Source organism: Serratia sp. NA_13 (assembly GCF_052691735.1).
The window spans coordinates 1-26,947 of the sequence record NZ_JBQZFV010000017.1; the positions used below are offsets into that span (position 1 = coordinate 1).

Annotated in this window: 30 protein-coding genes, 1 pseudogene and 1 other annotated feature; of the genes and pseudogenes, 24 read left to right on the forward strand and 7 right to left on the reverse strand. The window is 54.2% G+C overall.

The window, feature by feature from the left end; all coding sequences use genetic code 11:
• Window positions 1-425 precede the first annotated feature (425 nt).
• From clpB to rluD, 3 genes are all read right to left on the reverse strand, one after another.
• Window positions 426-2,999 (reverse strand): ATP-dependent chaperone ClpB, encoded by a 2,574-nt coding sequence (gene clpB, locus ACUTSU_RS19235; protein ID WP_445651465.1) that lies wholly within the window; start codon window positions 2,997-2,999, stop codon window positions 426-428.
• A 130-nt stretch (window positions 3,000-3,129) separates the two neighbouring features.
• Window positions 3,130-3,861 (reverse strand): purine nucleoside phosphorylase YfiH, encoded by a 732-nt coding sequence (yfiH, locus tag ACUTSU_RS19240; RefSeq protein WP_445651464.1) that lies wholly within the window; start codon window positions 3,859-3,861, stop codon window positions 3,130-3,132.
• Window positions 3,861-4,838 (reverse strand): 23S rRNA pseudouridine(1911/1915/1917) synthase RluD, encoded by a 978-nt coding sequence (gene rluD, locus ACUTSU_RS19245; RefSeq protein WP_135315212.1) that lies wholly within the window; start codon window positions 4,836-4,838, stop codon window positions 3,861-3,863. Before rluD ends, yfiH begins: the two co-directional genes overlap by 1 nt.
• Before the next feature lie 131 nt (window positions 4,839-4,969).
• Between rluD and bamD the strand changes: the two genes are divergently transcribed.
• The 4 genes from bamD to pheA all read left to right on the forward strand — a co-directional run bounded on the left by bamD (window position 4,970) and on the right by pheA (window position 7,803).
• Window positions 4,970-5,701, forward strand: coding sequence for an outer membrane protein assembly factor BamD (gene bamD / locus ACUTSU_RS19250; protein ID WP_445651463.1), 732 nt, complete (start codon window positions 4,970-4,972; stop codon window positions 5,699-5,701).
• Window positions 5,702-6,013: 312 nt separating this feature from the next.
• Window positions 6,014-6,355: a ribosome-associated translation inhibitor RaiA gene (gene raiA / locus ACUTSU_RS19255; protein WP_012005327.1), complete on the forward strand. Its 342-nt coding sequence runs from the start codon at window positions 6,014-6,016 to the stop codon at window positions 6,353-6,355.
• A 122-nt stretch (window positions 6,356-6,477) separates the two neighbouring features.
• Window positions 6,478-6,604: a sequence feature (Phe leader region), on the forward strand.
• Window positions 6,479-6,526, forward strand: a complete 48-nt coding sequence (gene pheL, locus ACUTSU_RS19260) for a pheA operon leader peptide PheL (RefSeq protein WP_198010413.1) — start codon at window positions 6,479-6,481, stop codon at window positions 6,524-6,526. It overlaps the preceding feature by 48 nt.
• A 41-nt stretch (window positions 6,605-6,645) precedes the next feature.
• Window positions 6,646-7,803, forward strand: a complete 1,158-nt coding sequence (gene pheA, locus ACUTSU_RS19265; protein WP_153857977.1) for a bifunctional chorismate mutase/prephenate dehydratase — start codon at window positions 6,646-6,648, stop codon at window positions 7,801-7,803.
• Window positions 7,804-7,843: 40 nt separating this feature from the next.
• On the opposite strand, the gene tyrA is transcribed toward pheA, so the two are convergent.
• On the reverse strand, window positions 7,844-8,965 hold the full coding sequence (gene tyrA / locus ACUTSU_RS19270; protein ID WP_445654601.1) for a bifunctional chorismate mutase/prephenate dehydrogenase: 1,122 nt from the start codon (window positions 8,963-8,965) through the stop codon (window positions 7,844-7,846).
• 6 nt (window positions 8,966-8,971) lie between these two features.
• A complete protein-coding gene (locus tag ACUTSU_RS19275; protein ID WP_135315208.1) occupies window positions 8,972-10,045 on the reverse strand; it encodes a 3-deoxy-7-phosphoheptulonate synthase in 1,074 nt (357 codons plus the stop codon).
• Between the two features lie 584 nt (window positions 10,046-10,629).
• On the opposite strand from ACUTSU_RS19275, the gene ACUTSU_RS19280 reads away from it, so the two are divergent.
• On the forward strand, window positions 10,630-11,394 hold the full coding sequence (locus ACUTSU_RS19280) for a DUF481 domain-containing protein (RefSeq protein WP_445651461.1): 765 nt from the start codon (window positions 10,630-10,632) through the stop codon (window positions 11,392-11,394).
• A 52-nt stretch (window positions 11,395-11,446) separates the two neighbouring features.
• On the opposite strand, the gene ACUTSU_RS19285 is transcribed toward ACUTSU_RS19280, so the two are convergent.
• Window positions 11,447-12,343: a helix-turn-helix domain-containing protein gene (locus tag ACUTSU_RS19285; RefSeq protein WP_445654602.1), complete on the reverse strand. Its 897-nt coding sequence runs from the start codon at window positions 12,341-12,343 to the stop codon at window positions 11,447-11,449.
• 246 nt (window positions 12,344-12,589) lie between these two features.
• On the opposite strand from ACUTSU_RS19285, the gene ACUTSU_RS19290 reads away from it, so the two are divergent.
• From ACUTSU_RS19290 to ACUTSU_RS19355, 14 genes are all read left to right on the forward strand, one after another.
• Window positions 12,590-12,895, forward strand: a complete 306-nt coding sequence (locus ACUTSU_RS19290) for a hypothetical protein (protein WP_037424877.1) — start codon at window positions 12,590-12,592, stop codon at window positions 12,893-12,895.
• Window positions 12,896-12,969: 74 nt separating this feature from the next.
• Window positions 12,970-13,191, forward strand: a complete 222-nt coding sequence (locus ACUTSU_RS19295) for a TraR/DksA C4-type zinc finger protein (protein WP_445651459.1) — start codon at window positions 12,970-12,972, stop codon at window positions 13,189-13,191.
• A gap of 4 nt (window positions 13,192-13,195) precedes the next feature.
• Window positions 13,196-15,259, forward strand: a complete 2,064-nt coding sequence (locus ACUTSU_RS19300; RefSeq protein ID WP_445654603.1) for a replication endonuclease — start codon at window positions 13,196-13,198, stop codon at window positions 15,257-15,259.
• 63 nt (window positions 15,260-15,322) lie between these two features.
• Window positions 15,323-15,517 (forward strand): hypothetical protein, encoded by a 195-nt coding sequence (locus ACUTSU_RS19305; protein WP_445651457.1) that lies wholly within the window; start codon window positions 15,323-15,325, stop codon window positions 15,515-15,517.
• Window positions 15,518-15,724: 207 nt separating this feature from the next.
• Window positions 15,725-15,928, forward strand: coding sequence for a tail protein X (locus ACUTSU_RS19310; RefSeq protein ID WP_012005318.1), 204 nt, complete (start codon window positions 15,725-15,727; stop codon window positions 15,926-15,928).
• Between the two features lie 3 nt (window positions 15,929-15,931).
• The gene (locus tag ACUTSU_RS19315) at window positions 15,932-16,150 is read left to right on the forward strand and encodes an HP1 family phage holin (protein WP_445651456.1); all 219 of its coding nucleotides are present in this window, start codon (window positions 15,932-15,934) and stop codon (window positions 16,148-16,150) included.
• Window positions 16,134-16,646 (forward strand): lysozyme, encoded by a 513-nt coding sequence (locus tag ACUTSU_RS19320; RefSeq protein WP_445654604.1) that lies wholly within the window; start codon window positions 16,134-16,136, stop codon window positions 16,644-16,646. The genes ACUTSU_RS19315 and ACUTSU_RS19320 overlap by 17 nt, the downstream gene beginning before the upstream one ends.
• Before the next feature lie 39 nt (window positions 16,647-16,685).
• A complete protein-coding gene (locus tag ACUTSU_RS19325) occupies window positions 16,686-17,150 on the forward strand; it encodes a phage tail protein (protein WP_445654605.1) in 465 nt (154 codons plus the stop codon).
• An 88-nt stretch (window positions 17,151-17,238) separates the two neighbouring features.
• Window positions 17,239-17,874, forward strand: coding sequence for a phage baseplate assembly protein V (locus tag ACUTSU_RS19330; RefSeq protein ID WP_261097060.1), 636 nt, complete (start codon window positions 17,239-17,241; stop codon window positions 17,872-17,874).
• Window positions 17,871-18,221, forward strand: coding sequence for a GPW/gp25 family protein (locus ACUTSU_RS19335; RefSeq protein ID WP_037424856.1), 351 nt, complete (start codon window positions 17,871-17,873; stop codon window positions 18,219-18,221). Before ACUTSU_RS19330 ends, ACUTSU_RS19335 begins: the two co-directional genes overlap by 4 nt.
• 4 nt (window positions 18,222-18,225) lie before the next feature.
• Window positions 18,226-19,134 (forward strand): baseplate assembly protein, encoded by a 909-nt coding sequence (locus ACUTSU_RS19340; RefSeq protein ID WP_445654606.1) that lies wholly within the window; start codon window positions 18,226-18,228, stop codon window positions 19,132-19,134.
• Entirely contained in the window at window positions 19,127-19,735 is a 609-nt protein-coding gene (locus tag ACUTSU_RS19345; protein ID WP_445654607.1) for a phage tail protein I, read from the forward strand. Before ACUTSU_RS19340 ends, ACUTSU_RS19345 begins: the two co-directional genes overlap by 8 nt.
• Complete coding sequence (locus ACUTSU_RS19350) at window positions 19,732-21,180, forward strand: phage tail-collar fiber domain-containing protein (protein WP_445654608.1); 1,449 nt, start codon at window positions 19,732-19,734, stop codon at window positions 21,178-21,180. Before ACUTSU_RS19345 ends, ACUTSU_RS19350 begins: the two co-directional genes overlap by 4 nt.
• On the forward strand, window positions 21,180-21,803 hold the full coding sequence (locus ACUTSU_RS19355) for a tail fiber assembly protein (RefSeq protein WP_445651448.1): 624 nt from the start codon (window positions 21,180-21,182) through the stop codon (window positions 21,801-21,803). The genes ACUTSU_RS19350 and ACUTSU_RS19355 overlap by 1 nt, the downstream gene beginning before the upstream one ends.
• Before the next feature lie 63 nt (window positions 21,804-21,866).
• On the opposite strand, the pseudogene ACUTSU_RS19360 reads toward ACUTSU_RS19355, so the two are convergent.
• Window positions 21,867-22,489 (reverse strand): annotated as a pseudogene (locus tag ACUTSU_RS19360) (transposase).
• Window positions 22,490-22,691: 202 nt separating this feature from the next.
• Here ACUTSU_RS19360 and ACUTSU_RS19365 point away from each other — a divergent pair.
• The 5 genes from ACUTSU_RS19365 (at window position 22,692) to ACUTSU_RS19385 (ending at window position 26,942) form a co-directional block, all read left to right on the forward strand.
• Window positions 22,692-23,861, forward strand: coding sequence for a phage tail sheath protein (locus tag ACUTSU_RS19365; RefSeq protein WP_445654609.1), 1,170 nt, complete (start codon window positions 22,692-22,694; stop codon window positions 23,859-23,861).
• A 13-nt stretch (window positions 23,862-23,874) separates the two neighbouring features.
• Entirely contained in the window at window positions 23,875-24,384 is a 510-nt protein-coding gene (locus ACUTSU_RS19370; RefSeq protein ID WP_006323695.1) for a phage major tail tube protein, read from the forward strand.
• A gap of 65 nt (window positions 24,385-24,449) precedes the next feature.
• Entirely contained in the window at window positions 24,450-24,737 is a 288-nt protein-coding gene (locus tag ACUTSU_RS19375; RefSeq protein WP_085120321.1) for a phage tail assembly protein, read from the forward strand.
• Between the two features lie 20 nt (window positions 24,738-24,757).
• The gene (locus ACUTSU_RS19380) at window positions 24,758-24,892 is read left to right on the forward strand and encodes a GpE family phage tail protein (RefSeq protein WP_445651446.1); all 135 of its coding nucleotides are present in this window, start codon (window positions 24,758-24,760) and stop codon (window positions 24,890-24,892) included.
• Window positions 24,885-26,942, forward strand: coding sequence for a phage tail tape measure protein (locus tag ACUTSU_RS19385; protein WP_445651445.1), 2,058 nt, complete (start codon window positions 24,885-24,887; stop codon window positions 26,940-26,942). Before ACUTSU_RS19380 ends, ACUTSU_RS19385 begins: the two co-directional genes overlap by 8 nt.
• The last annotated feature ends 5 nt before the right edge of the window (window positions 26,943-26,947 follow it).

Below are 26,947 nucleotides of genomic sequence, written 5' to 3' on the forward strand. Positions count from 1 at the left end.
TTAGAGGAGTCGTTGTTCCCGGTCAGTGGAGGCGCATTATAGGGAGTTCTCAGAAGGCCGCAACCCCTAAATGCAAAAAACTTTTCAAGCGTTCAAATAACAACCAACAAAGTCCTTTTAGGATATTTATTAGCCAGAAAAGTGGTATTTTAAGGCCGTTAGCCCGGAAAACTCTATAAGTGCAATGAAAACAGATAAAGAAAAGGGAGCGGTCGACCGCTCCCTTCAGACTGATGACAAACCTCATTCCTGCCCAGACCTGCCCAGAGCGAGTAGAGGTCGATAAATAAAAATCAGGAAAATCAATTTGTTGATTTTCGGCTGTTCACCACAAAGCAGGAAAAACCACGCTTTTTCCTGCTTTGTCAGCAACCTAAAGGGAGCGGTCGCCCGCTCCCTTTTATCACAATGGCTATAGATAGCCGCTATTGTTTGGCGACGATATGCTCGTCTTCTACATCCAGCGTCACCGGTTTGCCCGGAATCAACTTGCCGGAAAGAATTTGCTGCGCCAATGGGTTTTCGATCTCTTGCTGGATAGCGCGTTTCAACGGACGCGCGCCATACACAGGATCGAAACCGGTTTTGCCCAGCAGCTCCAACGCCGGTTCGGTGATAGTGACTTCGTAACCGCGCTCTTCCAGACGTTTGTACAGACGCGCCAGCTGAATCTTGGCAATCTCGGCAATATGTTTCTGGCTGAGAGGGTGGAACACTACTACCTCATCTATACGGTTGATGAATTCCGGACGGAAATGATGCGTGACCATTTCCATCACCGATTCCTTCATCTGCGCGTAGTTCATCTGACCGAAGTGTTCCTGGATCAGATCGGACCCCAGGTTAGAAGTCATAATCACCACGGTATTACGGAAATCAACGGTACGTCCCTGACCATCGGTCAGACGCCCATCGTCCAATACCTGCAACAGGATGTTGAACACATCCGGGTGCGCTTTCTCCACTTCATCCAGCAGGATCACTGAATAAGGTCGACGACGTACTGCCTCGGTCAGATAACCGCCCTCTTCATACCCGACATAACCCGGAGGCGCCCCCACCAGCCGCGATACCGAATGTTTTTCCATAAACTCGGACATATCGATACGCACCATTGCGTCGTCACTGTCAAACAGGAACGAGGCCAGCGCCTTACAGAGTTCGGTTTTACCCACCCCAGTCGGGCCGAGGAACAGGAACGAACCGATAGGACGGTTTGGATCTGAAAGCCCGGCTCGGCTACGGCGAATTGCGTTAGATACCGCGCTTACTGCTTCATCCTGGCCAATGACCCGAGAATGCAGTTCCTGCTCCAAACGCAACAGCTTGTCACGCTCGCCTTCCAGCATTCTGGCAACAGGAATACCGGTAGCCCGCGCCAACACTTCGGCAATTTCTGCGTCAGTCACCCGGTTACGCAACAGCTTCATGGTTTTGCCTTCGGCCAGCGTGGCGGCGGCAAGCTGTTTTTCCAACTCAGGGATCTTGCCGTACTGCAGTTCCGACATCCGCCCCAGATCGCCAACGCGACGCGCCTGCTCTAGGGTGATCTTGACCTGCTCAAGTTCCGCTTTGATATTCTGCGTACCGGAGAGTGAAGCTTTTTCCGCCTTCCACTCTTCTTCCAGCTCTGAATATTCACGCTCTTTCTGTTCCAGCTCACCGCTAAGCATTTCCAGGCGTTTTTTGCTGGCGTCGTCCGACTCTTTACTCAGCGCCTGCTGCTCCAGCTTAAGCTGAATAATGCGACGTTCCAGACGGTCGAGCGATTCCGGCTTGGAGTCCATCTGCATGCGGATGCTGGACGCCGCCTCATCGATCAGGTCAATAGCCTTATCCGGCAATTGACGATCGGAGATATAACGGTGTGATAAGGTCGCCGCCGCAACAATCGCCGGGTCAGTGATCTGCACATGGTGATGCAGTTCATAACGTTCTTTCAGGCCTCGCAGGATCGCGATGGTGTCTTCAACGCTGGGTTCCGCCACATAGACTTTCTGGAAACGACGCTCGAGCGCCGCATCCTTCTCTATATACTGACGATATTCGTCCAGCGTGGTGGCACCGACGCAGTGTAGTTCCCCACGCGCCAGCGCCGGTTTCAACATATTGCCGGCATCCATCGCGCCATCGGCTTTACCCGCGCCGACCATAGTATGCAATTCATCAATAAACAGAATGACGCTTCCTTCCTGTTTGGACAGATCGCTCAGCACCGCTTTCAGACGCTCTTCAAACTCACCGCGGTACTTGGCCCCGGCTATCAGCGCCCCCATATCGAGGGACAGCACACGTTTATGCTTTAGGCCTTCCGGGACTTCACCATTAATGATGCGTTGCGCCAAACCTTCTACGATGGCGGTTTTACCTACGCCAGGCTCGCCGATCAACACCGGGTTGTTTTTGGTACGACGTTGCAGCACCTGAATGGTGCGACGGATCTCTTCGTCACGGCCGATAACCGGGTCAAGTTTGCCCTGCTCGGCACGTTCGGTCAGATCAATAGTGTATTTCTTCAATGCCTGACGTTGGTCTTCAGCACCTTGGTCTTCCACGCTGTCTCCACCTCGCATTTGCTCAATAGCCTTGCTGATTTTATCGGTTGTCGCACCGGCCGCTTTCAACAGATCGGTCAATGTTCCACGATCCTCAAGCACCGCCAGTACAAAGAGTTCGGAAGAAATGAATTTGTCCGCCCGCTTTTGCGCCAGCTTGTCGCACAGGTTAAGGACACGCACCAGTTCATGGGACGGTTGAACGTCACCACCGGTACCTTCGACTTGAGGCTGACGAGACAGTGCCTGTTCGATTTCAGTGCGCACGCGCCCTGCATCAATACCGGCAGAAGTTAAGAGTGGACGAACCGTGCCCCCGTCCTGATTGAGTAAAGCGCTCATCAGATGTAACGGTTCAATAAACTGGTTGTCGCGCCCAAGGGCTAAAGATTGGGCATCGGCGAGAGCAAGCTGGAATTTGTTAGTAAGACGATCCAGACGCATAACACCTCCAAGATGAGTCGAAATTGCTACTGGAGATTAAATGAGGTCATCCCTCAAAAATTCAAGGTTATTTCGACTGTATATTTTCGGTACTACATCATGCGTCGTTGGACCGTCCTAATTCAATAGGTTATATCAGCCAGATTAAACTTGCCAGACGTCCGGTTATTCCATCACGACGATAAGAGAAAAAATGACTGATTTCGCTCACCGTACAGCGATCGCCACCGTAGATGGCGTGGATGCCTGCGCGTTGCAGGCGCTGACGAGCTAATAAATAGATATCGGCCAGGAATTTATCACCCTGGGGGGTGAAAGCTGCCGCCGCGGCGTCATCCACAGCAATAAATGCCGCACGGACCTCCGGCCCCACCTCAAACTGCTGCGGGCCAATCGCCGGACCGAGCCAGGCATTGATACGAGCCGGTTCAGCAGCAAAAGCAGCCAGAGTTTGTTCCAGCACGCCATTGCACAACCCACGCCAACCAGCATGGGCTGCTGCAACTTCATCACCGGCCTGCGAGCAAAACAACACCGGCAAGCAATCCGCCGTCATCACGGCACATACTTGCCCTGGGACATTACTGTAAACGGCATCCGCTTGCAGGTCAGCTAGCGTTTGCCCATCCAGCCGCACTACACGGGTACCATGAACCTGCTCCAGCCAGACTGGCATCTGCGGCAAGTCGGCCCCCATCACCAGCCGTTGGCGGTTATCCGCCACTGCCCGCGCATCGTCACCCACGTGGGTTCCGAGGTTGAGCGAGTCATACGGCGGCAAACTAATACCGCCATGACGAGTAGTGCTGCAGGCTTTTACCCCTGCAGGCAACGGCCAATCGGGCAGGATGAGCGTATCCATTACCAGTTCATCTGATCTTTAAATTCTTCGGTATCGGCTTTCAGCGCGTTAATCAAATCGACCATATCCTGAGGCAGCGGCGCATGCCACTCCATCTGGATACCGCTGATGGGATGATATAAACGCAGCATGGTAGCGTGCAGTGCCTGACGATCGAAACCGCGCAGCGTGGCAATAAATGCATCCGACGCACCTTTTGGTGGACGCGGACGGCCACCGTACAGCTGATCGCCCACCAACGGATGATTGATATGTGACATATGCACGCGGATCTGGTGAGTACGGCCGGTTTCCAGACGCAGACGCAGACGAGTGTGCGCACGGAAGTGCTCCATAATACGGTAATGCGTCACCGCGGGTTTCCCCATCGGGTGCACTGCCATATGGGTGCGCTTGGTCGAATGGCGCGAAATTGGCTCTTCGACAGTACCGCCGGCGGTCATGGTACCAATGGCGACCGCTTCATATTCACGGGTAATATCCCGCGCCTGCAGCGCTTCTACTAGTCGGGTTTGCGCCGGAACAGTTTTGGCCACGACCATCAAACCGGTCGTGTCCTTGTCCAAACGGTGCACGATGCCGGCACGTGGCACATCGGCAATTTCAGGATAGTAATGCAGCAACGCATTGAGCACCGTGCCATCCGGGTTACCGGCGCCAGGGTGCACGACCAGGTCGCGTGGCTTGTTGATGACCAGAATATCACTGTCTTCGTAGACGATATTCAGCGCGATGTCCTGCGGTTCCCAACGGGCATCTTCTTCTATCTGTGCATCAATGGCGACCGTCTCTCCCCCCAGTACCTTCTCTTTCGGTTTGTTTATCGTTTTGCCATTAACCTGTACCCGATCGTCCAGGATCCAATCTTTTATGCGAGATCGTGAATAATCAGGGAACAATTCGGCCAAAGCCTGATCTAAACGTTGTCCGAGTTGAGATTCGGCCACCGTTGCGGTGAGTTGTACTTGTTGTGCCATATGCAGCTTCTTCGTTAACGTTGGGTTTTCACGGCGATGCCGTTTAATATAATGTGCTATTGTAACTGGTCTTTGTCGGGAGCTTAACGGACAGTCTCCCGGAATAACACCCTGAGGATAATCAAAACGTCATGACGCGTATGAAATATCTGGTGGCGGCAGCCACGTTGAGCCTGGCGCTGGCAGGTTGCTCCACATCCAAGGATGCGGTTCCCGACAACCCACCTTCGGAAATCTATGCTACTGCCCAGCAAAAACTGCAGGACGGTAACTTTAAGGGCGCGATTACGCAACTCGAAGCGTTAGATAACCGCTATCCTTTCGGGCCGTACTCTCAGCAGGTTCAGTTGGACCTGATTTATGCCTACTACAAATCTGCCGATTTACCACTGGCTCAGGCGTCTATCGATCGTTTCATGCGTCTGAACCCTACGCACCCAAACATCGACTACGTGATGTACATGCGTGGTCTGACCGATATGGCGTTGGATGACAGTGCATTGCAAGGCTTCTTCGGGGTCGATCGTTCAGACCGCGATCCACAGCATGCTCGCGCTGCGTTTCGCGATTTCAGCCAGCTGATTCAGCAATACCCGAACAGTCAGTATGTGACCGATGCCAACAAGCGCCTAGTGTATCTGAAAGACCGCCTGGCCAAGTATGAGCTTTCGGTGGTGGAATACTACACTAAACGCGGTGCCTACGTCGCGGTCGTTAATCGCACCGAACAGATGCTACGTGAATATCCGGATACCAAAGCGACGCGCGACGCGCTGCCGCTGATGGAAAATGCGTATAAGCAGTTGCAATTGAACGGTCAGGCCGACAAAGTGGCCAAAGTGATTGCCGCCAACCCGGCATAACCAAATTGGCAACGGCAGAAAAACAAAACGGCAGCTTCGGCTGCCGTTTTCATTTGCTGTGAACTTAGCCAGAGCTGGAAAAATACACGAGCAAAAACACGATGTTAGCAAGTCTGCCTCACCGCTTATCCTTTCAATAATGCGCGTTCTGCTCACAAGACTCAAGCGTTAGATAGCCAATTCAAATGCTGAATCACAGATTGAACTAACTTTGCAAAAAGTGACAAAAATACGTGATTTTCATCACACATTTAAGCAAAAAGCGAGGTATGCTGGATCCATCCAAGACGGAAAGACAGAGAGGTAAGTTATATGACATTGAACATTACCAGCAAACAAATGGATATCACTCCCGCAATCCGCAGTCACGTCGAAGACCGTCTCACCAAACTGGAAAAATGGCAGGCCCAACTGATTAACCCACATATCGTCTTATCCAAAGAACCGAAAGGGTTTGTTGCCGACGCCACCATTACTACCCCTAACGGCCCGCTGGTCGCCAGCGCTAAACATGAAGACATGTACACCGCCGTTAACGATCTGATCGCCAAGCTGGAGCGTCAGTTGAATAAGGTGCAGCACAAAGGCGAAGCACGCCGTGCCGCAACCAGCGTGAAGGACATCATTCCGGAAGTAGAACCGGAACAGGAATAACCGTTTAGCGGCTGTTTCACATCAAACGCGCCTGAGGGCGCGTTTTTTGTCTGGTTTTTTTATTGACGAGATAAAGGCCTGCGGTTACTTTAAAACCTGTCTCACGCATACTCTGGATAACCCATGCTCCGTAAACCGTTTTTCTTCGCATTCTTTTTTACCTTCCCCTGATTGGGAGGCGTTTCGTCGTGTGATAAAGAATGCGAAGACGAACAGTAAAGCCTCCTGAAACCAGGGGGCTTTTTTTATGGCTATTTACGACGTATAAAAATATAAGGCAGAAGCTGATTATGACTGACAACCCGTTACTCGTGCTGCGCGAACGCATCAGCGCACTGGATCTGAAACTGCTGTCCCTGCTGGCAGAACGCCGTGAGCTAGCGGTAGAAGTAGGGAAAACCAAGCTTCACTCTCATCGTCCAATCCGGGATAAAGAGCGTGAGCGCGACCTGCTGGACGCCCTGATCGCTGCCGCCAAGCCCTACGATCTGGACGGGTTCTACGTCACCCGCCTGTTCCAACTGATTATCGAAGACTCGGTATTAACCCAGCAGTCGTTACTGCAAAACCAGCTCAATCAAGTCAGTCAGCATTCAGCCCGCATCGCTTTCCTCGGCCCGAAAGGCTCTTATTCACACCTGGCCGCACGCCAATACGCAGCTCGTCATTTCGATCAGTTGATCGAGTGTGGTTGCCAGAAATTCCAGGACATATTTACCCAGGTCGAAACCGGTCAGGCGGATTACGCCATTCTGCCAATCGAAAATACCAGCTCAGGTTCGATTAACGACGTCTACGATCTGCTGCAGCACACCAGCCTGTCGATCGTCGGCGAACTGACCAACCCTATCGATCACTGCGTCCTGGTCGCCAGCGACACCGATCTAGCCCAGATCGAAGTCGTGTATAGCCACCCGCAGCCATTCCAACAGTGCAGCCAGTTCATTAATCGTTATCCGCACTGGAAAATCGAATATTGTGAAAGCACTGCCGCAGCGATGGAAAAAGTCGCCAAATTGAACTCGCCAAAAGCCGCAGCGCTAGGCAGCGAAGCTGGCGGCGCGCTGTATGGCCTGCAGGTACTGGAACACAATCTGGCCAATCAACAGCAGAACATCACCCGTTTCATCGTGCTGGCGCGTAAGGCTATCGACGTCTCTGAGCAGGTGCCGGCTAAAACCACGCTGATCATGGCCACCGGGCAGCAGTCTGGTGCACTGGTTGAAGCACTGCTGGTGTTACGCGAGAACGGTATCATCATGACCAAACTGGAATCTCGCCCGATTAACGGCAATCCTTGGGAAGAAATGTTTTATATCGATGTGCAGGCTAACCTGCGTTCTGAATCAATGCAGAAAGCATTGAGGGATTTGACGCCTATCACTCGCTCGCTGAAGGTGTTGGGCTGCTATCCCAGCGACAACGTGGTGCCGGTCAATCCATCCTGATGATGTAAAAAAGGGTTCGGCATTGCCGAACCCGGATACTCTATTGTCGGTTGTCATTCGCCTGACGCAGCAACGAACGGCTTTCCACCAGGAAACGCTGCGCATACTCGCCAAACCAATGCTCGACCTTCTGGAAACTTTGAATAAACGCCTGTTTATCACCCTGTTCCAGCAGTTTGATCGCCTCACCGAAGCGCTGATAGTAACGTTTGATTAGCGCAATGTTCTCTTCCGACGACATGATGATATCTGCGTACAACTGAGGATCCTGCGCAAACAGCCGTCCGACCATCGCCAACTCCAATCGGTAGATAGGTGAAGAGAGTGCCAGCAACTGCTCCAACTGAACGTTTTCCTCCGCCAAATGCAGACCATAGGCAAAGGTGGCAAAATGGCGCAGCGCCTGAATGAACGCCATGTTCTGATCGTGCTCAACCGCGCTGATACGGTGCAAACGCGCGCCCCATACCTGCAACTGCTCCAGCAACCATTGATAGGCTTGCGGCTCGCGCCCATCGCAATAGACCACCACCTGCTTGGCCACACTGCCTACGTCCGGACCAAACATCGGATGCAGACCCACCACCGGGCCAGAGTGCGCTGCCAACATGGCATTTAGCGGACGATTTTTTACCGAAGCCAGATCGACCAGGATACAGTCCTCCGGCAGCGGAGGTAATCTTTCAATCACCTGTTCAGTCACGTGAATCGGCACGCTGACAATCACCATTCCGGCGTCTGCCAGCAAAGTATCGGCCTGCGGCCAATCTTGCTGATCCAATACCTTGACCTGGTAGCCGGACAACGTCAGCAGGCGATTAAACAACCGGCCCATTTGGCCGTTACCACCGATAATGACAATCGGACGTAGCTGTGGGTTCAGAGTTTTAAAGCCTTTGTCGTTTTCGCTGACATAAGACTCACGCATTACCCGGCGTAGCACGTCCTCGATCAGATCAGGGGGGACACCAAGATTTACTGCTTCCTGACGCCTTGAGGCCAACATCGCCGCCTCACGTTCAGGAACATATACCGGTAATCCGTGGTGGCTCTTAACCTCACCTACTTCTGCCACCAGATGCAGGCGTTTTGCCAGCAGCTCCAGCAACGCCTTATCCACTTCGTCGATTTGATCGCGCAACGCGGTCAGTTCAGCCACCATAACTTACTACTCTCCAGTACGTGCCGTCAGCGCAGTGCCGAGTTCCTGGTGCATATGGCGCAGAAGCGTCTCTGTACTTTCCCAGTTAATGCAGGCATCGGTAACAGAAACCCCGTAGCGCATATCTGCACGCGGTTGCTCAGAGGACTGGCTGCCTTCGTGCAGGTGGCTTTCCAGCATGATGCCGGTGATCGAACGGTTACCCGCTTTAATCTGCTCTACCACGGACTCGGCAACCGTCGGCTGACGGCGATAGTCTTTATTCGAATTGCCATGGCTGCAATCTATCATCAAGGACGGGTGGAGTCCCGCCTCCTGCATCTGTTTTTCACAGGCCGCAACGTCTTCGGCACTGTAGTTCGGCGTTTTGCCACCGCGCAGGATCACGTGCCCATCCGGGTTACCCTGCGTTTGCAGCAGGCACACTTGCCCTGCCTGGTTAATGCCGACAAAACGGTGTGGCATAGCCGCTGCACGCATCGCGTTGATTGCCGTGCCCAGGCTACCGTCGGTACCGTTTTTGAAGCCCACCGGCATTGACAAGCCTGAAGCCATCTCGCGGTGAGTTTGCGATTCTGTAGTACGCGCACCAATTGCTGACCAACTGAACAAGTCGCCCAGGTATTGCGGGCTGTTCGGATCCAACGCTTCTGTCGCCAACGGCAGGCCCATACCTACCAGATCCAGCAACAGACGACGCGCGATGTGCAGACCTGCTTCAACATCAAACGAACCATCCATGTACGGATCGTTAATCAGACCTTTCCAGCCAACGGTGGTTCGTGGTTTTTCAAAATAGACGCGCATTACGATATATAGCTGATCGCTCAATTCAGCCGACAGGGTTTTCAAATGACGGGCGTAATCCAGGGCAGCATCCGGGTCGTGGATAGAACAGGGTCCGCACACCACCAGCAGGCGATGATCACGCCCCTGCAAAATATCAGCGATGGTTTTGCGCGCGGTCGCGATTTCATTTTCATCGCTGGCGCTGAGCGGGAACTGGTTCTTCAGTTCTTCCGGAGTAATCAGAATTTGTTCTGCACTGATATGAACGTTATTAAGCGCGTCTTTTTGCATGATGCTATTCCTGTCGTTTGCCGTTATGCGTAAGCGTTAATACAACCTTGAGCGTTTCAGGTCCTTACCATACCATGTGATGTAAAGTTTTCAATCCGATATCTGTAAATAAAAAATTACCAATGAAAAATCATCTTGAAATGTCGTATTAAAAAAGAATGGAAAACAAACTTAATAATATGATTTATAAATAAAAATATTAAAATTAAACCAAGACTTTCTTTTATCCCTTTTAACCTTAAAGGGTGGGCACTATTGCCATAAAGTGTAAATATAAATATACACAATATATTCCACGGCAAAGTATCAGGCCGCGATACAGTTCTCGGTCTCATCCGGATGATCGAGCACGGCAGCCCACCCGCTGTTGCTACCAGGCGACAACCTTAGCCAAAACCCAGTCAAACGCTAAGGATACTCAGCATGATATGCCGCAGGAAGGGGTTAATTAAGTAGAAGAAAAGTGAATAAGTAAGGATGAGAAATTAAAAACTTAAGCTAATCGTAGCTATTTTGGTCGCCATGACGAACCGATATAATGTGACTGACATCACTTATAATCACTCTTAACAACTGGATCCAAAATGCTCTCTTTACGCGCTCGCCGCGCTATTCCGCTGTTCATTAGCTGCTTAACGACTTTCACCAGTGTTTCAGCCCTTGCCGACAATACACTTTTCACCGCGATGGACGATCCGGCCACCGCCAAAAAACCGTTTGAAGGCAACATCCAGGCCGGTTACAACTCGCAGTCAGGCAACTCACAAAGCTCTACCCTGTTGGCCAATACCAGCATGACCTGGTTCAACAGCGATGCCGCCTACAGCCTGTGGGGAGCCGCCAACAACACCACTTCCTCTAACGTGCGCTCGTCAGAAAAGTATCAGGCCGGTGGTCGTACTCGTTATAATCTGTCCGATCGTAACTACCTGTTCGGTCAGGCGAGCTGGCTGAGCGATCGCTTCAACGGTTATGACTCCCGTTCCACGTTGACCGGCGGTTATGGTCGCCAAATCCTCAATGGGCCGCTTAGCGATCTGCGAGTTGAATTCGGTCCGGGCGTGCGTCACGATGAATATCATGGCGGTGGTCGCTCCACCAAAGCGCTGGCTTACGGCGCAGCCAACTATTCGTATCAGTTGACCGACAATACCAAGTTCACCGAGGGCGTTTCCGCCCTGGCTAACGAAGAAACCACCTTGAACTCCGAAACCGCGCTAAGCGTCGCAATTAACGAAAGGTTCGCACTGCGTCTGGCTTATAACGTGACTTACAACAGCAAGCCGCCAGCCTCAGCACCGAAGAATACCGACACCACGACTTCCATCAGTCTGGTATACGGTCTGTAATCCTTTCGCCCAGGACACTGATTCCACCAAGCCCATCATCGATGGGCTTTTTTTATGCCTGAGGTGTCAGAGTCAACCAGACCATGCCCAAGGCTTTCAGCGCATCGGTGGAACACTGGAAGTCAGCATTTCCCCCACTGACCTGTACCTGATTACCCGGCAAACGCGCAATATCATAGACGTCGATATTGCCGTCGATATCGATCAACCAACGGCCATTGGCAATGTGCGTCACGGCCAAATCTACCAGCCAGGATAACCGACCGCCGTCAACGTAAGCCGGCTGCGCTACCCCTGCCGAGATCAGCGAACTGTCCGCCAACCATTCTCCCGCATCTTTCAACTGCCCGGCGACGAGCCAGTATTTCGGCAGCGCCCGCCCGCCAGTCGGTACCGCCACCGCCGTGCCGCCACTACCCATTCCCCCCTGCCCGGTTGCCAGCCACAACAGAGAAACACCGGTATCCAGAGCGCAAGTCACCACGATATCTCCCGGGAAATAGTTACGACGAACCCAGGTGCTCATGGTGCCCGACGAAATACCCAGTAAATCTCCCAGTTCTTTCTGCAGACTGAAGCCATAGGCATCGAGAATGCGCCGCAGCACACCTTTACCGCCAGAAGCCAGAACCCGCTCGTAAAGCGCTTTTCCCTGCGCGGGTTGAATCGGTTTACGTTCACTTTTTGCTTTTGCAAGCTCTCCGGTCATAAGCCAGGCCAAATCAGCGCCCGTAGCCAGTGCGCAGCTGATGATCACATAACCGGGCACGCTGCCACGTTGCTGCCAACTGCTGATGTTGTTAGGGGCTATCCCCAGGATTTCACTCAGCTCTTTCTGCGTGCCAACACCATAAGATGAAAGGATCCTTTCAATCACTGCGCCTACTGAGGCGTTATCGTTCACAGTATCTTCACGCATATCATCACCGATTAAAATCAAAATTTGCATTTACAAGTCGCATTTTGCGATCTAAAGTGCCACATGAATGTTTCACAAACGGCTTAAATGTCACTTTAGTTAAGATGATGCGACATGATTGATGAAAATGCAAACATCGTGGTAGTCCAATAGCAAGTTATGCTGCCATTGGTTAACGGTAAGCAGGCACGTTGCTCACAGAGTGAGGGTGATTCGAACCGAGATCCGCCTCGCTTTTGCAAGCCCATATATCACTTAGCATCCAGGGAGGTTGCCATGCTGTTGGCGAATGAAGAACAACGGGCTATCGGCCTACGGCGTATCGCTGAAATCCGCCGCACGCTATTCGCCCAATATAAAAATCAGGCCGAGGAGATCTACAACACGGCACCGCTGCATCTACGTCACACGCTCTGCTTTCATGCAGGCCTGACCGAGCGTCACGTGATGTTGCAGTTCCACGAGATGAGCTATCCCCAGCGACAGAAAATTGTCGCTGCACTCAATGCATTCATTGAACTGGGCAAATCACTGCCGCGCTATATCAGCGAAGAGGATTGCCTGCTGAATCAGAAAAAATAGCCGTTCTGCAACCTCTGGCGTGCAACCCGCCGGATGTCGCTCGGCCCAAATTTACCCTATCTGGAGAACACACCATGGCTGATACCATAGATATGGCGCAAGAACGCCAGGCCTTGATGCTCGAAAAGCAGATCGCGCACGCCAGGCCCGTAGTCACCCAAGCCTCAGCTCAGTTTTGCGTAGACTGTGACGGGGAGATCCCGGAGGTACGACGCCGCGCTATTCCCGGCGTAAGCCGCTGCGTAGCCTGCCAGGAGATCGCAGAGGCCCAGCAACGTCACTTTATCCGACGTTAATACGATGCTGGCTCCCCCCGACCTTATTGGCCCCCCGCCTTCGCCCTTGTTTGAAGGTGCCTATCCCTGGAATGCTCCGCGGCCAGCCATTGGCCGCGAACCCACGCTTAACCGCGATCGGCTACGCCAGTGGCAGGCCTCGCTGTGCCGCATCAACACCCTGCCTTATTATTTGCGCATAAAGTTTACCGAGCGCCACCAACTTCTGTTGCGTCAGCAAGGTGCGCAGGCTGCCTGGCACTACCTGGTGCGGGTTTTCGACCGCCGCCTATGGCCACGGATCCAACAAGTGAACAATAAATTTGGCCAAAATCACCAAGCCTCAATGCACTTTGGCAATGAGGCCGACAACTATAGCGCTTTGCCAACGCTGGGCGACAAGGCGCTGGAACAATTGGCAAAACGAATCGCAGGTCAGTTACTGGCACTTTATCAAAGTGAGTGCGACACCTTACTGACCCGGCACGCGGGAGACTCTTCTGTCCTGCTGCGGGACGAAATTCAATCAAAACTGTATGGCCAGATTGCAAGCATGGCACTCGCTTTTAATATTCAGCCCATGCACTGGCACTGTTATCGCAAAGGATTGTTGGACAGCCACCGCGCGGTAGCGGCACTCTCCAGACTGACCAGCGATCGTTGGTGGCTGCGGCGCCTGAAGATGCAACGTATGCAGTGGCGCGAAGCGCTGCTGATCGCCATTGGCAACGTCAGCCGCAACACTTCCCCCTATGCCAGCCGTCAGGCTATTCGTGACGTGAAGGCGCGCCGTCAATCAAATCAGGATTATCTTCGCCGCTGCGATTTGGAAAATACCGTTACCGGGGAGCGTGTCGATCTGATGGAGAAAGTGCTGAGCAGCATCGCCAACCCGGCTATCCGCCGTATGGAGCTGATGAATACCCTCGCAGGCATTGAAACTTACGCCGCGCGCAGCACCCATATCGGGCTGTTTGTCACCCTGACGACTCCCGCACGTTTTCATCCCACTCGAACCCTTGGCGGCCACGGCAAGGCACGCTTCAATCACCGTTGGGATCCTGAAGACTTCACCCCAAAAGACGGCCAACGCTACTTGGTGAAGCAATGGAGCAAAATGCGCACCGCATTTAAGGATCGTCAACTTCAGGTCTACGGTATCCGGGTGGTGGAACCACACCACGACGGTACACCGCATTGGCACCTGATGCTATTTACTCCCCATCATCACCGTCAACCGGTGATCGATATTCTGCTCCGTTATGCACTGCAGCAGGATGCCGGGGAACCCGGAGCGCAAGAGAATCGTCTCCAGTATAAGCACCTGAATCGAGGGGGGGCGACAGCTTATATGGCCAAATACATTGCCAAGAATCTCGATGGCTATGCGCTGGAGGAAGAACTCGATCATGAGACTGGTACCCCCCTGAGTGAAACCGCCAATGCCGTCAGCGCCTGGGCCAGCACCTGGCGTATTCCGCAGTTTCATCCTTTTGGTTTGCCCAGCATGGGCGCATACCGCGAGTGTCGGCGCATTCGTGGACAAAGCCTGACGCAGCTGTTCGATGAGCGAACCGAAGCCGTACGCGCCGCTGCCGATACTGGCGACTTTTCCGGTTATATCGATGCCCAGGGCGGTGCCAACGTGCCCCGCAGCCGGCAATGGGTACGTGTAGCGCGTGATGATGCGCCCACACTGAACAGTTATGACGAACGAGTGCAAAAAGTGGTCGGTATTTATGCTCCTCATCTGGGCTCCGAACGGGTATACCGGACAAGGACGCTGCAATGGCGCATCGTCGCCAAAAGTAGCGAATCTGCGACACCTTGGAGTTCTGTCAATAACTGTGGATCCGCTCCCTTTAACGGCCCGAAACTGGCGCCCTCCGCACGTCTGACTCCAGCACAACAGCAATATTGCCTGACGATTGCCCGCGATCTTCGACAGACAGGTATCGATCCTCAGCGCTGGCAGTTGGAAGTATTAGCAAGAGGAGGGAAAATCAGCTTTGACGGTCAACTTGTACAATTTCCGCTAATCAATGACTGGGCCAATTTTTACTGCACAAATGATAAATCCAATCATTGACGCCTTTAGCGTTTTGCTTAATACTGTATAAATAAACAGTATACTTAAGAGAGGGCAAGAACAGTGGAAATTATGGATAAACAACAGCTAACACTGTCCCGCATCCAGTTCATCGCCGATGTTTCGCAGGCTGCGCAGTGCAATGCCGCCGAATTTCTGATCGCCATGTCGCTGATTTCGGATCTGGCCGGCCAGGTGCTGCCAAACAATGATTATCAAGAAATATTTTACCCGGCCGACGGACAAGACTCTCGTTAAACCAGCCCCTGCTTACGCTAAATCCCCCCTTTTCCAACACCCGCCGCCGGCGGGTGTTTTCGTTTCTGCGTCCGGTATTTTCTGTCCTCGGTTGTGCCAGCCCATCCACAACCCCATCGCGTTGCCGACGCCTGCCTGCTACGGGAAACTGGCGCATATCCAGGGCCTTCGCGCCTACGGCATTTTCCCCCACGCAGGAGCGTAATGATGAAAATTTATGCACAACAGGGCGACACCATCGACGCGATTTGCTGGCGCTATTACGGCAGCACTCAGCGCCTGGTGGAGCAGGTCTATCTCGCTAATCGCGATCTGGCCGACGCAGGCCCGCTACTCCCCCACGGTCATCCGGTCGAACTGCCGGATCTGCCAGCGGCCGCTCAACGAGAAACCGTCAAACTGTGGGACTAAGCGATGGAAAAACTCACCTCAACGCTTGCCTACCTCACGGCGGCCTGCCTGGCCTGGATGGGGCAACATTCCACACAGGACATTGCCCTCTTGGTCGGCGCTGCGGTCGGCGTCGGTACTTTCGCCGTCAATTGGTACTACCAGCGTAAAAGTTACCAGCTGTTGAAATCGTTAAAAAAAAACGGTTTGAAACGCGGAGTCTACGATGAGCTCACTCGCTAAACGCTGCAGCGTGGCGGCTATTCTGGCCCTCGCTACCCTGCTGCCGCAGTTCAATACCCTGCACACCTCTGAGCAGGGATTGCGGCTGATTGCCGATTTCGAAGGCTGCCGGCTCGCCCCCTATCAGTGCAGTGCCGGAGTCTGGACCAACGGTATCGGCCATACCGCCGGTGTGAAATCCGGCTCCGTCATCAACGAACGCCAGGCAGCGGCCAATCTTATCGAGGATGTCCGCGCCGTCGAACAAGGGATAGCCCGTTGCATGACGGTAGAGATGCCTCAGCCGGTTTACGACGCGGTCAGCGCCTTTGCCTTCAACGTTGGCGTCAGCGCTGCCTGCAATTCCACATTGGCCACCTTTATCAAACGCCAACAATGGCAGGCAGCTTGCGATCAGCTACCGCGCTGGATCTATGTCAAGGGCGTTAAAAGCCAGGGGCTCGAACGCCGTCGCACTGCCGAACGGGCGCTGTGCCTGCAAGGTGTCCAGCGCTGATCGCAGCTGCTTCGACTCAACCATTCAAGGAGAGACATCATGTTAAAACCCGAGCAGTTACGTACTGCGCTGACCACCGCTCTGCCAGACCTGCAGACGCACCCCGATAAGTTACGCATCAGCCTGGATAACGGCCGCGTAGTCTCGACATTAGGCCCTTCGCTGTCATTCGAATACCAATACCAGCTCAATCTGACGCTGAGCGATCAGACAACCGAAGAAGACCTGGTGATGGTCACAGTCCTGTCCTGGATGCGTAGCCACCAGCCCGACATTCTCGCCAACCCGGATAAACGTAAAAACGGTTTTGCCTTTAAACGCGACGTCAGCGCCGCCGGCCAGCTTGATCTTCAGTTGCAATTGACCGAACGCATCCAGGTGGAACAGCGCGAAGGTGCACTGCATATCACCCCCCTGGCCGAGCCGCCGGAGCCGGAGAACGTCATTCGCTTCACCCGTGTTTACCTGCACGGCGAGCTGATCAGCCAATTTCAGCAGCCATAAACTGACCCTGGGGACGGCTTCTGTTGTGCTGGCGTCAGCTAAACGCCGCCGCGTTGTCGCCCCCCTTATACGGCGGCATTCTTAACAGATGAACACAGACAACTTCGATATTCAGCGCCTGGTGCGCAACCTGATACGCATCGGCACCATCAGCGAGCTCGACCTCGAACGCGGGCGCTGTCGCGTTGCTACCGGTGGCAACCTCACCGACTGGCTTAACTGGCTAACCGGCCGAGCCGGTGACGCCCGCTGCTGGTGGGCACCCAGCGTAGGTGAACAGGTGCTGGTGCTGTCGCTGGGGGGCGAGCTTGATACCGCCTTCGTGCTCCCCGGCATTTTTTCCGATGCCCATCCCGCGCCGTCAACCTCGGCTCAGGCAGCACATATCACCTTCCCTGACGGCGCGGTGATCGAATACGAACCGGCTGAGGGGGCACTGAAAGTCACGGGTATCAAAAGCGCCACCATTGAAGCCACAGAGCAGGTGAGCGTCACTGCACCGGCCATCACCTGTCGTGCAACGAGCAAGATCACGCTGGATGCCCCCGAAGTGGAATGCACCCAGCTATTAACCACCGGCACCATCGCCATCCGTCAGGGCGGCTCGATGACCGGCGATCTCAACCACTCCGGCGGCAGCATCAGTTCTAACGGCGTGGTGGTACATACCCACACCCACGGCGGCGTGCAAAACGGCGGAGGCCAAACGGATAAACCAGCATGAATAACGCGAAATATCTCGGCATGAACCGCGGCTCCGGTCGCACGATCACCGATCTTGACCATATCCGCCAGTCGGTTAGCGACATTTTAATCACTCCGATCGGCTCACGCATTATGCGCCGCAATTACGGTTCGCTGCTGTCCGAGCTGCTGGATCAGCCGCAAAACGACGTGCTGCGGCTACAGATTATGGCCGCCTGCTACAGCGCGCTGCTGCAGTGGGAGCCGCGCATTCAACTTAGCGGCATCACCTTTAACACAACCATCGACGGAAAAATGGTGGTCGACATTACCGGCAACCGTACCGATACGCCGGATACCTTTTCTCTTTCTGTTTCTGTGAGCTGACACCATGGCAACCATTGACCTGAGCTTATTACCCGCCCCCACGGTGGTGGATCCCCTCGACTACGAGTCGCTGCTGGCCGATCGCAAGGCCACGCTGATTTCCCTTTACCCGGAAGAACAGCGTGAAGCCATTGCACGCACACTGACGCTGGAGTCGGAACCGATCGTCAAACTGCTGCAGGAAAACGCATACCGCGAACTGATCCTGCGCCAGCGCATCAATGAGGCCGCTCAGGCGGTGATGCTCGGCTATGCTGGCGGCAGCGATCTCGATCAGCTTGGCGGTAACTTCCAGGTTGAGCGCTTGGTGGTCCAGCAGCCTGACAATACGGTCACTCCACCGGTGGCGGCGATTATGGAGTCCGACAGCGATTTTCGTGTGCGCATCCAGCAGGCATTCGAAGGTCTGAGCGTTGCCGGCTCCAGCGGTTCCTACGAATACCATGGCCGCTCCGCCGATGGTCGGGTAGCCGACGTTTCCGCCACCAGTCCCAGCCCTGCCAACGTATTGATCTCGGTGCTGTCGCGTGAGGGTGATGGCACCGCCAGCGCCGAGCTGGTGGCGATTGTCGATAAAGCGCTGAACGATGAAGACGTGCGCCCGGTGGCGGATCGGGTCACCGTCCGCTCCGCCACTATCGTCAATTACAATATCGATGCGCTGCTCTATCTCTACCCTGGTCCGGAAGCCGAACCGATCCGCCGCGCTGCCGAAGCCAAGCTGAAAAGCTATATCAGCGCGCAACATCGCCTGGGCCGTGATATCCGTCTGTCGGCGATTTATGCCGCTCTGCATGCCGAAGGGGTGCAACGGGTAGAACTGAAAAGCCCGCAGGCCGACATCGTGTTGGATAAAACCCAGGCTTCGTACTGTGCCAGCTATCTTCTGGCGGTAGGAGGCTCCGATGAGTAACCGCCTGCTGCCAGTCGGCTCTTCACCTCTGGAGGTCGCTGCGGCCGCCGCCTGCGCCGAGCTGGCCGTGATGCCGGTCCCCCTACGGGAACTGTGGAACCCGGCCACCTGCCCGGTCAACCTGCTGCCGTATCTGGCATGGGCGTTTTCGGTCGATCACTGGGATGAGGGCTGGACGGAGGAAAGCAAACGCAACGTCGTTTCCTCTGCCTTCTTCGTACACCGTCATAAAGGCACTATCGGCGCCATCCGCCGCGTGGTGGAGCCGTTGGGCTATCTGATCAAACTGCGTGAATGGTGGGAAACCAACGCGGAACCCGGCACCTTTTCACTGGATATCGGCGTGCTGGAAAATGGCATCACCGAAGAAATGTACCTGGAAATGGAACGGATGATCGCCGACGCCAAACCGGTCAGCCGCCACTTGACCGGCCTGGCGTTGAACCTGTCCAGCATTGGCACTGGCTATGTGGGGGCAGGCAGTTACAGCGGCGATGCTTTGACCGTTTATCCCTATTTACCCGAAATCATATCTGTCGGCAGCACCGGTTATAGCTGTGCGGCAATTCATCTTATCGATAACCTGAGAGTAAACACATGACAGCAAAATTCTTTGCCATTCTGACTAATCAGGGTGCGGCAGCACTGGCAAATGCGACCGCACTCGGCACCCGAGTTGACCTGACTCATATCGCCGTCGGGGACGGCGGTGGTGTCCTGCCGACGCCTGACCCGGCTCAAACGGCCCTTAAGGGGGAAAAGCGTCGCGCGGCCATCAATATGCTGACCATTGACCCCGGCAACGACAGCCAGATTATCGCCGAGCAAATCATCCCGGAAAATGAGGGCGGTTGGTGGATTAGAGAGATTGGTTTGTTTTCTGCTGACGGCACGCTGATTGCGGTCGCTAACTGCCCGGAGACCTACAAGCCGCAGTTACAGGAAGGCAGCGGCCGCACGCAAACCATTCGCATGGTGCTGATTATCTCCAGCACCGAGGCGGTGACGCTTAAGATTGACCCGTCCGTCGTGCTGGCAACCCGGCAGTATGTTGATGAACAAATCGGCGAGCACGCGAAATCACGCAATCACCCCGACGCCACGTTAACGGAAAAGGGCTTTGTGCAACTCAATAGTGCCACTGACAGCAACAGTGAGGTGCGCGCGGCAACCCCTAAAGCGGTGAAGGCGGCGAATGATAATGCGAGCACCCGATTATCAACGGCTAATAACCTGAGTGAGATCCGTGTCGCCGGGCGCAATGCACAGTTAGCCGCACAGGAGAATATCGGGCTTGCTGAATACGGCATTTCCCCGGCGGTTAAAGCGACAGCGGGGACGGATTTAAATACGATTTTGACACGGGGTGATAGCGTTGTGACTGCTCCGCTTAATGGGCCCATGAGTGGTGATACCGGGACTATTTTCTTGCAGGTGAGGACGTGGCAATCGGGAACGGGGGTTACAGGTTACCGTACGGTTCAAGAGGCTAGCGGCTATGGTCAGTCTGGTAGCACAGGCGGCAGGGTTTGGCGTCGTACGTGGACGGGCAGCAGCTGGAGTGGCTGGATTGAGTTTTATTCTGAAGCGCGTAAACCCACCGCTGATGACGTTGGGGCACTTAGCCGTAAAGATTTCCCTGTAGGCATTCCGCAACCATGGCCTACGGCTATCGCGCCAGAGGGGTGGTTGAAATGCAACGGGGCGGCATTTGACAAAGTCCAATACCCATTACTGGCACAAGCCTACTCAAATGGCCGTTTGCCCGACCTGCGCGGAGAATTCCTCCGGGGTTGGGATGATGGCCGAGGGGTAGACAACGGACGCGGGGTGCTGACGGCGCAAGCCGCAACATGGATACAACCGAATATTGAAAATAACCCCGTAACTACCGGCATTATGTTGGGTAACGGGGAGGGGGAGTTTAATTCGGGGGCGCTTGGTGCAGTCACCAACTTACCGGGCGCCGGCAATAATGGGCCTCGTAACAAATGGTATATCCGTCCGCGTAACATCGCATTTAACTACATCGTGAGAGCAGCATAATGAACAAACACAGCACAGATTTACCCACTGCAACCTTGAATGATGCAGGTCTGGCCGTGGAGGCGGGTTGGCTGACGGTTTATAGCATTGAGCCGGTACAGCGTGAGTATCAGCAAGCTGTATTGGAATATCTGCCGGAGGGTGTCGGCCTGCCAGCATTGAGTTTCGTGGATAAGCCGACATTGCCTAATAAAGCCGGATTAGCGCTGGTGCGCAGCGTTGACGGGACTGCATGGGAGACACTGCCTGATTACCGTGGGCAGACAGTTTATAGCACGGTTACCGGCGAACCGCAGACTGTGGCTGTCATCGGTGATTTACCGCAAGAGGTTACGCTACAAGTACCATCATCACCGTTTGATAAGTGGAACGGTAAGAAATGGGAAACGGATACCGACGCACAGCACAAAGCCGTTGTAAATGCGGCTCAGCAAGAACTGGCAGTGCGCCAGCGGGAAGCCGCAAACGCAATCGCTCCACTGGCGGCGGCCATTAGACTGAATATGGCGACGGAGGCAGAAAAAGCGGCGCTGACGGCGTGGGAAACCTACAGCGTACTGTTGAATCGTGTGGATACGACAACCGCTCCTGATGTGGCGTGGCCGCAATCGCCGGATGCCTAAAAATAAATATCCTCCGGCATAGCCGGAGGTTTTTCATACACGGTTCTCATAACCTCAACTTCACTAACCGCCCGGTGCGGACCTGCATGCCGGGTGGTAATAAGATGGACGCCCCCATTTAACTGGCATACTCCATTTTTTTGAAGCATCCTTGCTTGCCAGATAAATGACCTTTCGCACTGAGTCGTCTGTCTGGGACACTCTCCGCTTTTTGATGGCTACGCGGATCACGCTGTTCAGCGACCCGATGGCATTCGTCGTGTAGATAGCTTTACGGATATCCGCTGGATAGTCGAAGAACATATTGAGATTTTCCCAGTGAGCACGCCAACTTTTGCTGATTTACGGGTATTTATCGTCCCAGACGCCCGCAAACTCATCCACGCATCGAGAGGACATTTTTGACATTCTGCGACCTGCCATTTGACCGCATCGGTGACTTTAGATATCAGTGTGGGTGACACACCAGCATCGCACAGTAGCGTTTTGGCTGAATAGCCATTGTGGGTATTCGAGCCTGCTTTAGGGGCATTTTTCTCGTGCCCGAGGGGGACAGTCAGCCCTGCATTGAGCGCTGTTTCGACGGTTAACTTCGTCAGCATACGGGAAAACGCATTGAGGTTGGCTTCGGTTTTAAGGCCTTTAGCCAGTTCAGCCGCAAGGGCCTTAAGTTTCTTCTCGTCCATAATTTGCCTGTCTCTGTTACTGGAGTGAACATGTCAAAACAGGTAATTACACAATTTTAATTACAGTCTCCAGGACCTGGCCCCCCTATCCCGATATCTTGATTTTCCTGCTGTTGTACCAGTTCTCATACATACCCAATGAGATGCGCAGCCCCGTCACGAAAGGCATTCTGTTGTTACCAACCACAAACGGAGTAATGCTATGGGTGATTATCACCACGGCGTGCGTGTCCTCGAAATCAATGAAGGCACCCGCGTAATTTCCACCGTCTCGACGGCAATTATTGGCATGGTTTGTACTGCAGAAGATGCCGATGCAACCCTGTTCCCCCTCAACACTCCTGTGTTGATCACTGACGTTCTGGCCGCCAGTGGCAAGGCCGGCAAGAATGGCACCTTGGCACGTTCGCTGCTGGCGATCGCCGAGCAGGCCAAACCGGTCACCGTCGTGGTACGCGTGGCGGAAGGCAAAGACGAGGCCGAAACCACTTCCAATATCATTGGCGGCGCCGATGAAAACGGTAAATACACCGGCATGAAAGCCTTGCTGGCAGCACAGGCCGAGCTGGGCGTGAAGCCGCGTATTCTGGGGGTGCCAGGCCACGACAACCTGGAAGTTGCTACCGCACTGGCCGGCATCTGCCAGCAACTGCGCGCCTTCGGTTATATCAGCGCGTACGGCTGCAAAACCGTTTCCGACGCCATCAAGTACCGCGCCGGCTTCAGCCAACGCGAACTGATGCTGATCTGGCCGGACTTTGTTAACTGGAATACCACCACCAACAATAGCGATATCGCTTACGCCACCGCTCGAGCACTCGGTCTGCGCGCCAAAATTGACCAGGAAACGGGTTGGCATAAGACTCTGTCCAACGTCGGCGTCAACGGCGTCAGCGGTATTTCGGCCAGCGTATTTTGGGATCTGCAAACCGTCGGCACCGACGCTGACCTGCTAAACCAAGGCTGTGTGACCACCCTGATCCGCAAAGATGGCTTCAAGTTCTGGGGCTCACGCACCTGTTCCGACGATCCATTATTCCAGTTCGAAAACTACACCCGTACCGCGCAGGTATTGGCTGACACCATGGCCGAAGCGCATCTGTGGGCCGTTGACCGCCCGGTGACGCCAACGCTGATCCGCGACATGATCGACGGCATCAAAGCCAAATTCCGCGAGCTGAAATCCGCCGGGCTGATCATTGACGGCGACTGCTGGTATGACGAAAGCGCCAACGACAAGGAAACCCTGAAGGCCGGCAAGTTGTTTATCGATTACGACTACACCCCGGTACCGCCGCTGGAAGACTTGACCCTGCGTCAACGCATTACCGACCGCTACCTGGCGAACTTCGCCGCGTCCGTGAACAGCTAAGGAGACCTGAATCATGGCACTGCCAAAAAAACTGAAATACCTGAACCTGTTTAACGATGGCTTCAACTACATGGGCGTGGTCTCCGCCATGACCCTGCCAAAATTGACCCGCAAGCTGGAGAAATTCCGCGGTGGCGGTATGAGCGGTGCGGCGTCGGTGGACTTCGGTCTGGACGACGATGCGCTGGTGGTCGAATGGACCATGGGCGGCATCGATGAGCTGGTGCTGAAGCAATGGGGCCGTGTCGATGCGGTACCACTACGCTTCACCGGTTCTTTCCAGCGTGATGACACCGGTGAAGTATCGGCGCTCGAAGTGGTCATGCGCGGTCGCCACAAAGAAATCGACAGCGGCGACTTCAAGCAAGGCGAAGACACCGAGACCAAGGTTTCTACCGACTGTACCTACTTCAAGCTGAGCATCGACGGCAAAGAGCTGATCGAGATCGATACCGTCAACATGATCGAAAAAGTTGACGGAGTGGATCTGCTGGCGGCCCACCGCCGCGCTATCGGTCTGTAATTTACCACTTCAATGGCCAGCCTTGGTGCTGGCCCTGTTTCCTCTGACAATAATTGGATACCCCCATGGAACTGAATGCATCACCAGAAAATACCGTAACGCTGGAAACCCCAATCAAACGCGGCGACAGCGAGATCCGTGAAGTCCAGGTCACCAAACCGAATGCAGGCAGCCTGCGCGGTATCGGTCTGGCGGCGCTGGCCAACGCCGACGTCGACGCCCTGATCACCATCCTGCCGCGCGTGACCTATCCAAACCTGACCAAAGAAGAGTGCGCCCGTCTGGAACTGCCGGACCTAATTGCGCTGGCCGGCCAGGTGATCGGTTTTTTGTCACCGAAATCGGCCGAGTAAACATCGACCCCGTTCTGACCGTGAACGACCTGATGGCGGACATCGCAGTGATTTTTCACTGGCCGCCATCGGAGATGAACGGCATGACGCTGACCGAGCTGATGGACTGGCGCTATAAGGCCCTTCAACGTAGTGGAGTAAATACAGATGAGTAGCAGCGGCAGCAAAAAAGCGTTGGCAAACGCGGACACCAGCATCCGCAACCAGCAAAAGCGGCTAAAAACAGAACAAAAAAACCAGGCTCAACTTACCCAATTACTGAAGATAAAAGCGGCGCAGGCCGACGTACTGATTGAGCTTGATGCAATTCAAAATACCCGTATGGCTTTGCCCGCGTTTTTATCTTCCCCCAAAGATATTGAAACGGCACAGCAGGCGAATCTAAATCACGTCGTGCAAAAGGCCCGTGGAGCCATTTTATCGCTCCAGCAAGGCCATATTGAAAAACGGCTCCAGGGCAAAGGGATCGATACCGCCGATTTAACCGGCGCCCAGCAACGCTCACAAGAAAAATCAGAGACAGCCCAAAGCCATCTTAACTTCCAACAAGGCGTCCGCCAAAAACTGAGTCAGCAAAGACGCACAGAAGTGCTTGGTGATTTTCAAACGCGGCAGAACGGAATTGGAAAGATTCGCGATGTTACTTCAAAGGGGTTGGGACTGGCAGGAAGTGCCTTCAACACCGGTAAAGATTTGCTGGCACCGGGTTTGAAGTTTGAACAGAAGATGTCCGGTGTGCAGGCGCAGTTGGGATTAAACAACGACGACCGCCGATTAACAGCCCTGCGCCAGCAGGCAACCGGCAGGGTGTCCAAGGGACAGTCCCCGCAGGAGGTCGCTGAAACGCAATCCGCTCTGGCCGCCGCTGGCTACAACCCTCAGGAAGTTTTGACTGCGGCACCTGCAGCACTGAATCTGGCCAAGGCCAGCGGCAGCAGCATCGAGGAAGCAGTAAAAGCGCTGTCGGGTATCCAGCAGGCGTTTCAGTTGCCGGCCGATCAGGCTGGAAATATCGCCGATATAATGGCCAAAGCCAGCAGCAGCTATCAGTGGAGCCTCGATGAGTTCGATAAAAAAATGCGGACCGCCGCACCGGCAGCCCTCCAGAGTGGACAGGGCCTGGAGCAAACCGCCGCACAGTTGGCCCCACAAGGGCACAGCCTAGGGAGCGTTGATGGCGCCGCTCAGGCGATGGTCACCGTACGGGGGGATAATCTGGATGGCGATATCAAGAAACTGTTCGCTTCCTGGGACAGCATCCGCATCGACCTGTTCGATGGGCAAAACTCAGCCCTACGGCAGTTGACGCAAACCGCGACCGGCTGGCTAAACACCCTGGGTCAATGGTCAAAAGAAAACCCTGCGTTGACCAATACCCTGATGACGGTAGCCATTGCCGTAACCGCACTGACTGGCGGCCTGTCAGCCATAGGTACCTTTATCGTGCCGGTGCTGAGCGCCATTAACATGCTGATGGCCGGTGCGGGTCTACTGGGCACCGTATTCACTTCCGTTGGCGGCATGATAGCCGGAGTCTTTGCTGCCCTCAGCCTGCCCATTGTCGCCGTAGTCGCAGCGATCGTCGGAGGAGCCGCCTTAATCTATAAATATTGGGAACCGATTAGCGCCTTTATCGGCGGAGTCGCGGAAAGTTTCAGTACGGCAATGGGTCCTATTAGTGAGGCATTTTCTCCAGTGAGAACAGCCTTCAACAGCCTCATGGACACGTTAAAACCGGTCTATAACTGGTTTATGCAATTATTGACACCGATCAAAAGCACTCAGGAAGAACTGAACACCGCAGCGGCTTACGGAAAAATGCTGGGCGAATGGCTGGTTTGGGCATTCAGGCTGCCCGGCGATGCGCTTAACCAGTTGATTGGCTTAATCGGCAAGGCACGAGGCATCATTGATTCGGCAATTGGATGGTTTAGCAATGAAAAAAGGGATCCAACCTCGGAAAAATATGACAGCAGCCTTTCCCCCAGCGGTGGCATATTGAGTTTGGGCAACGAAAACTATCGTGCCGTTCGCCCAACCACTCACCCTAACCTTTCGGATAACAGCGTACTGACCAATAACATCGCCATCAACGTACCGGAGGGAACTACCCGTGACGAAATGGAACGTGTCGTCCGTTCAGCCATGATGGACATCGAAAATACTCGCCGTAATCAGCACCTCAGCGCTTATGCGCAGGTATAAGGAGC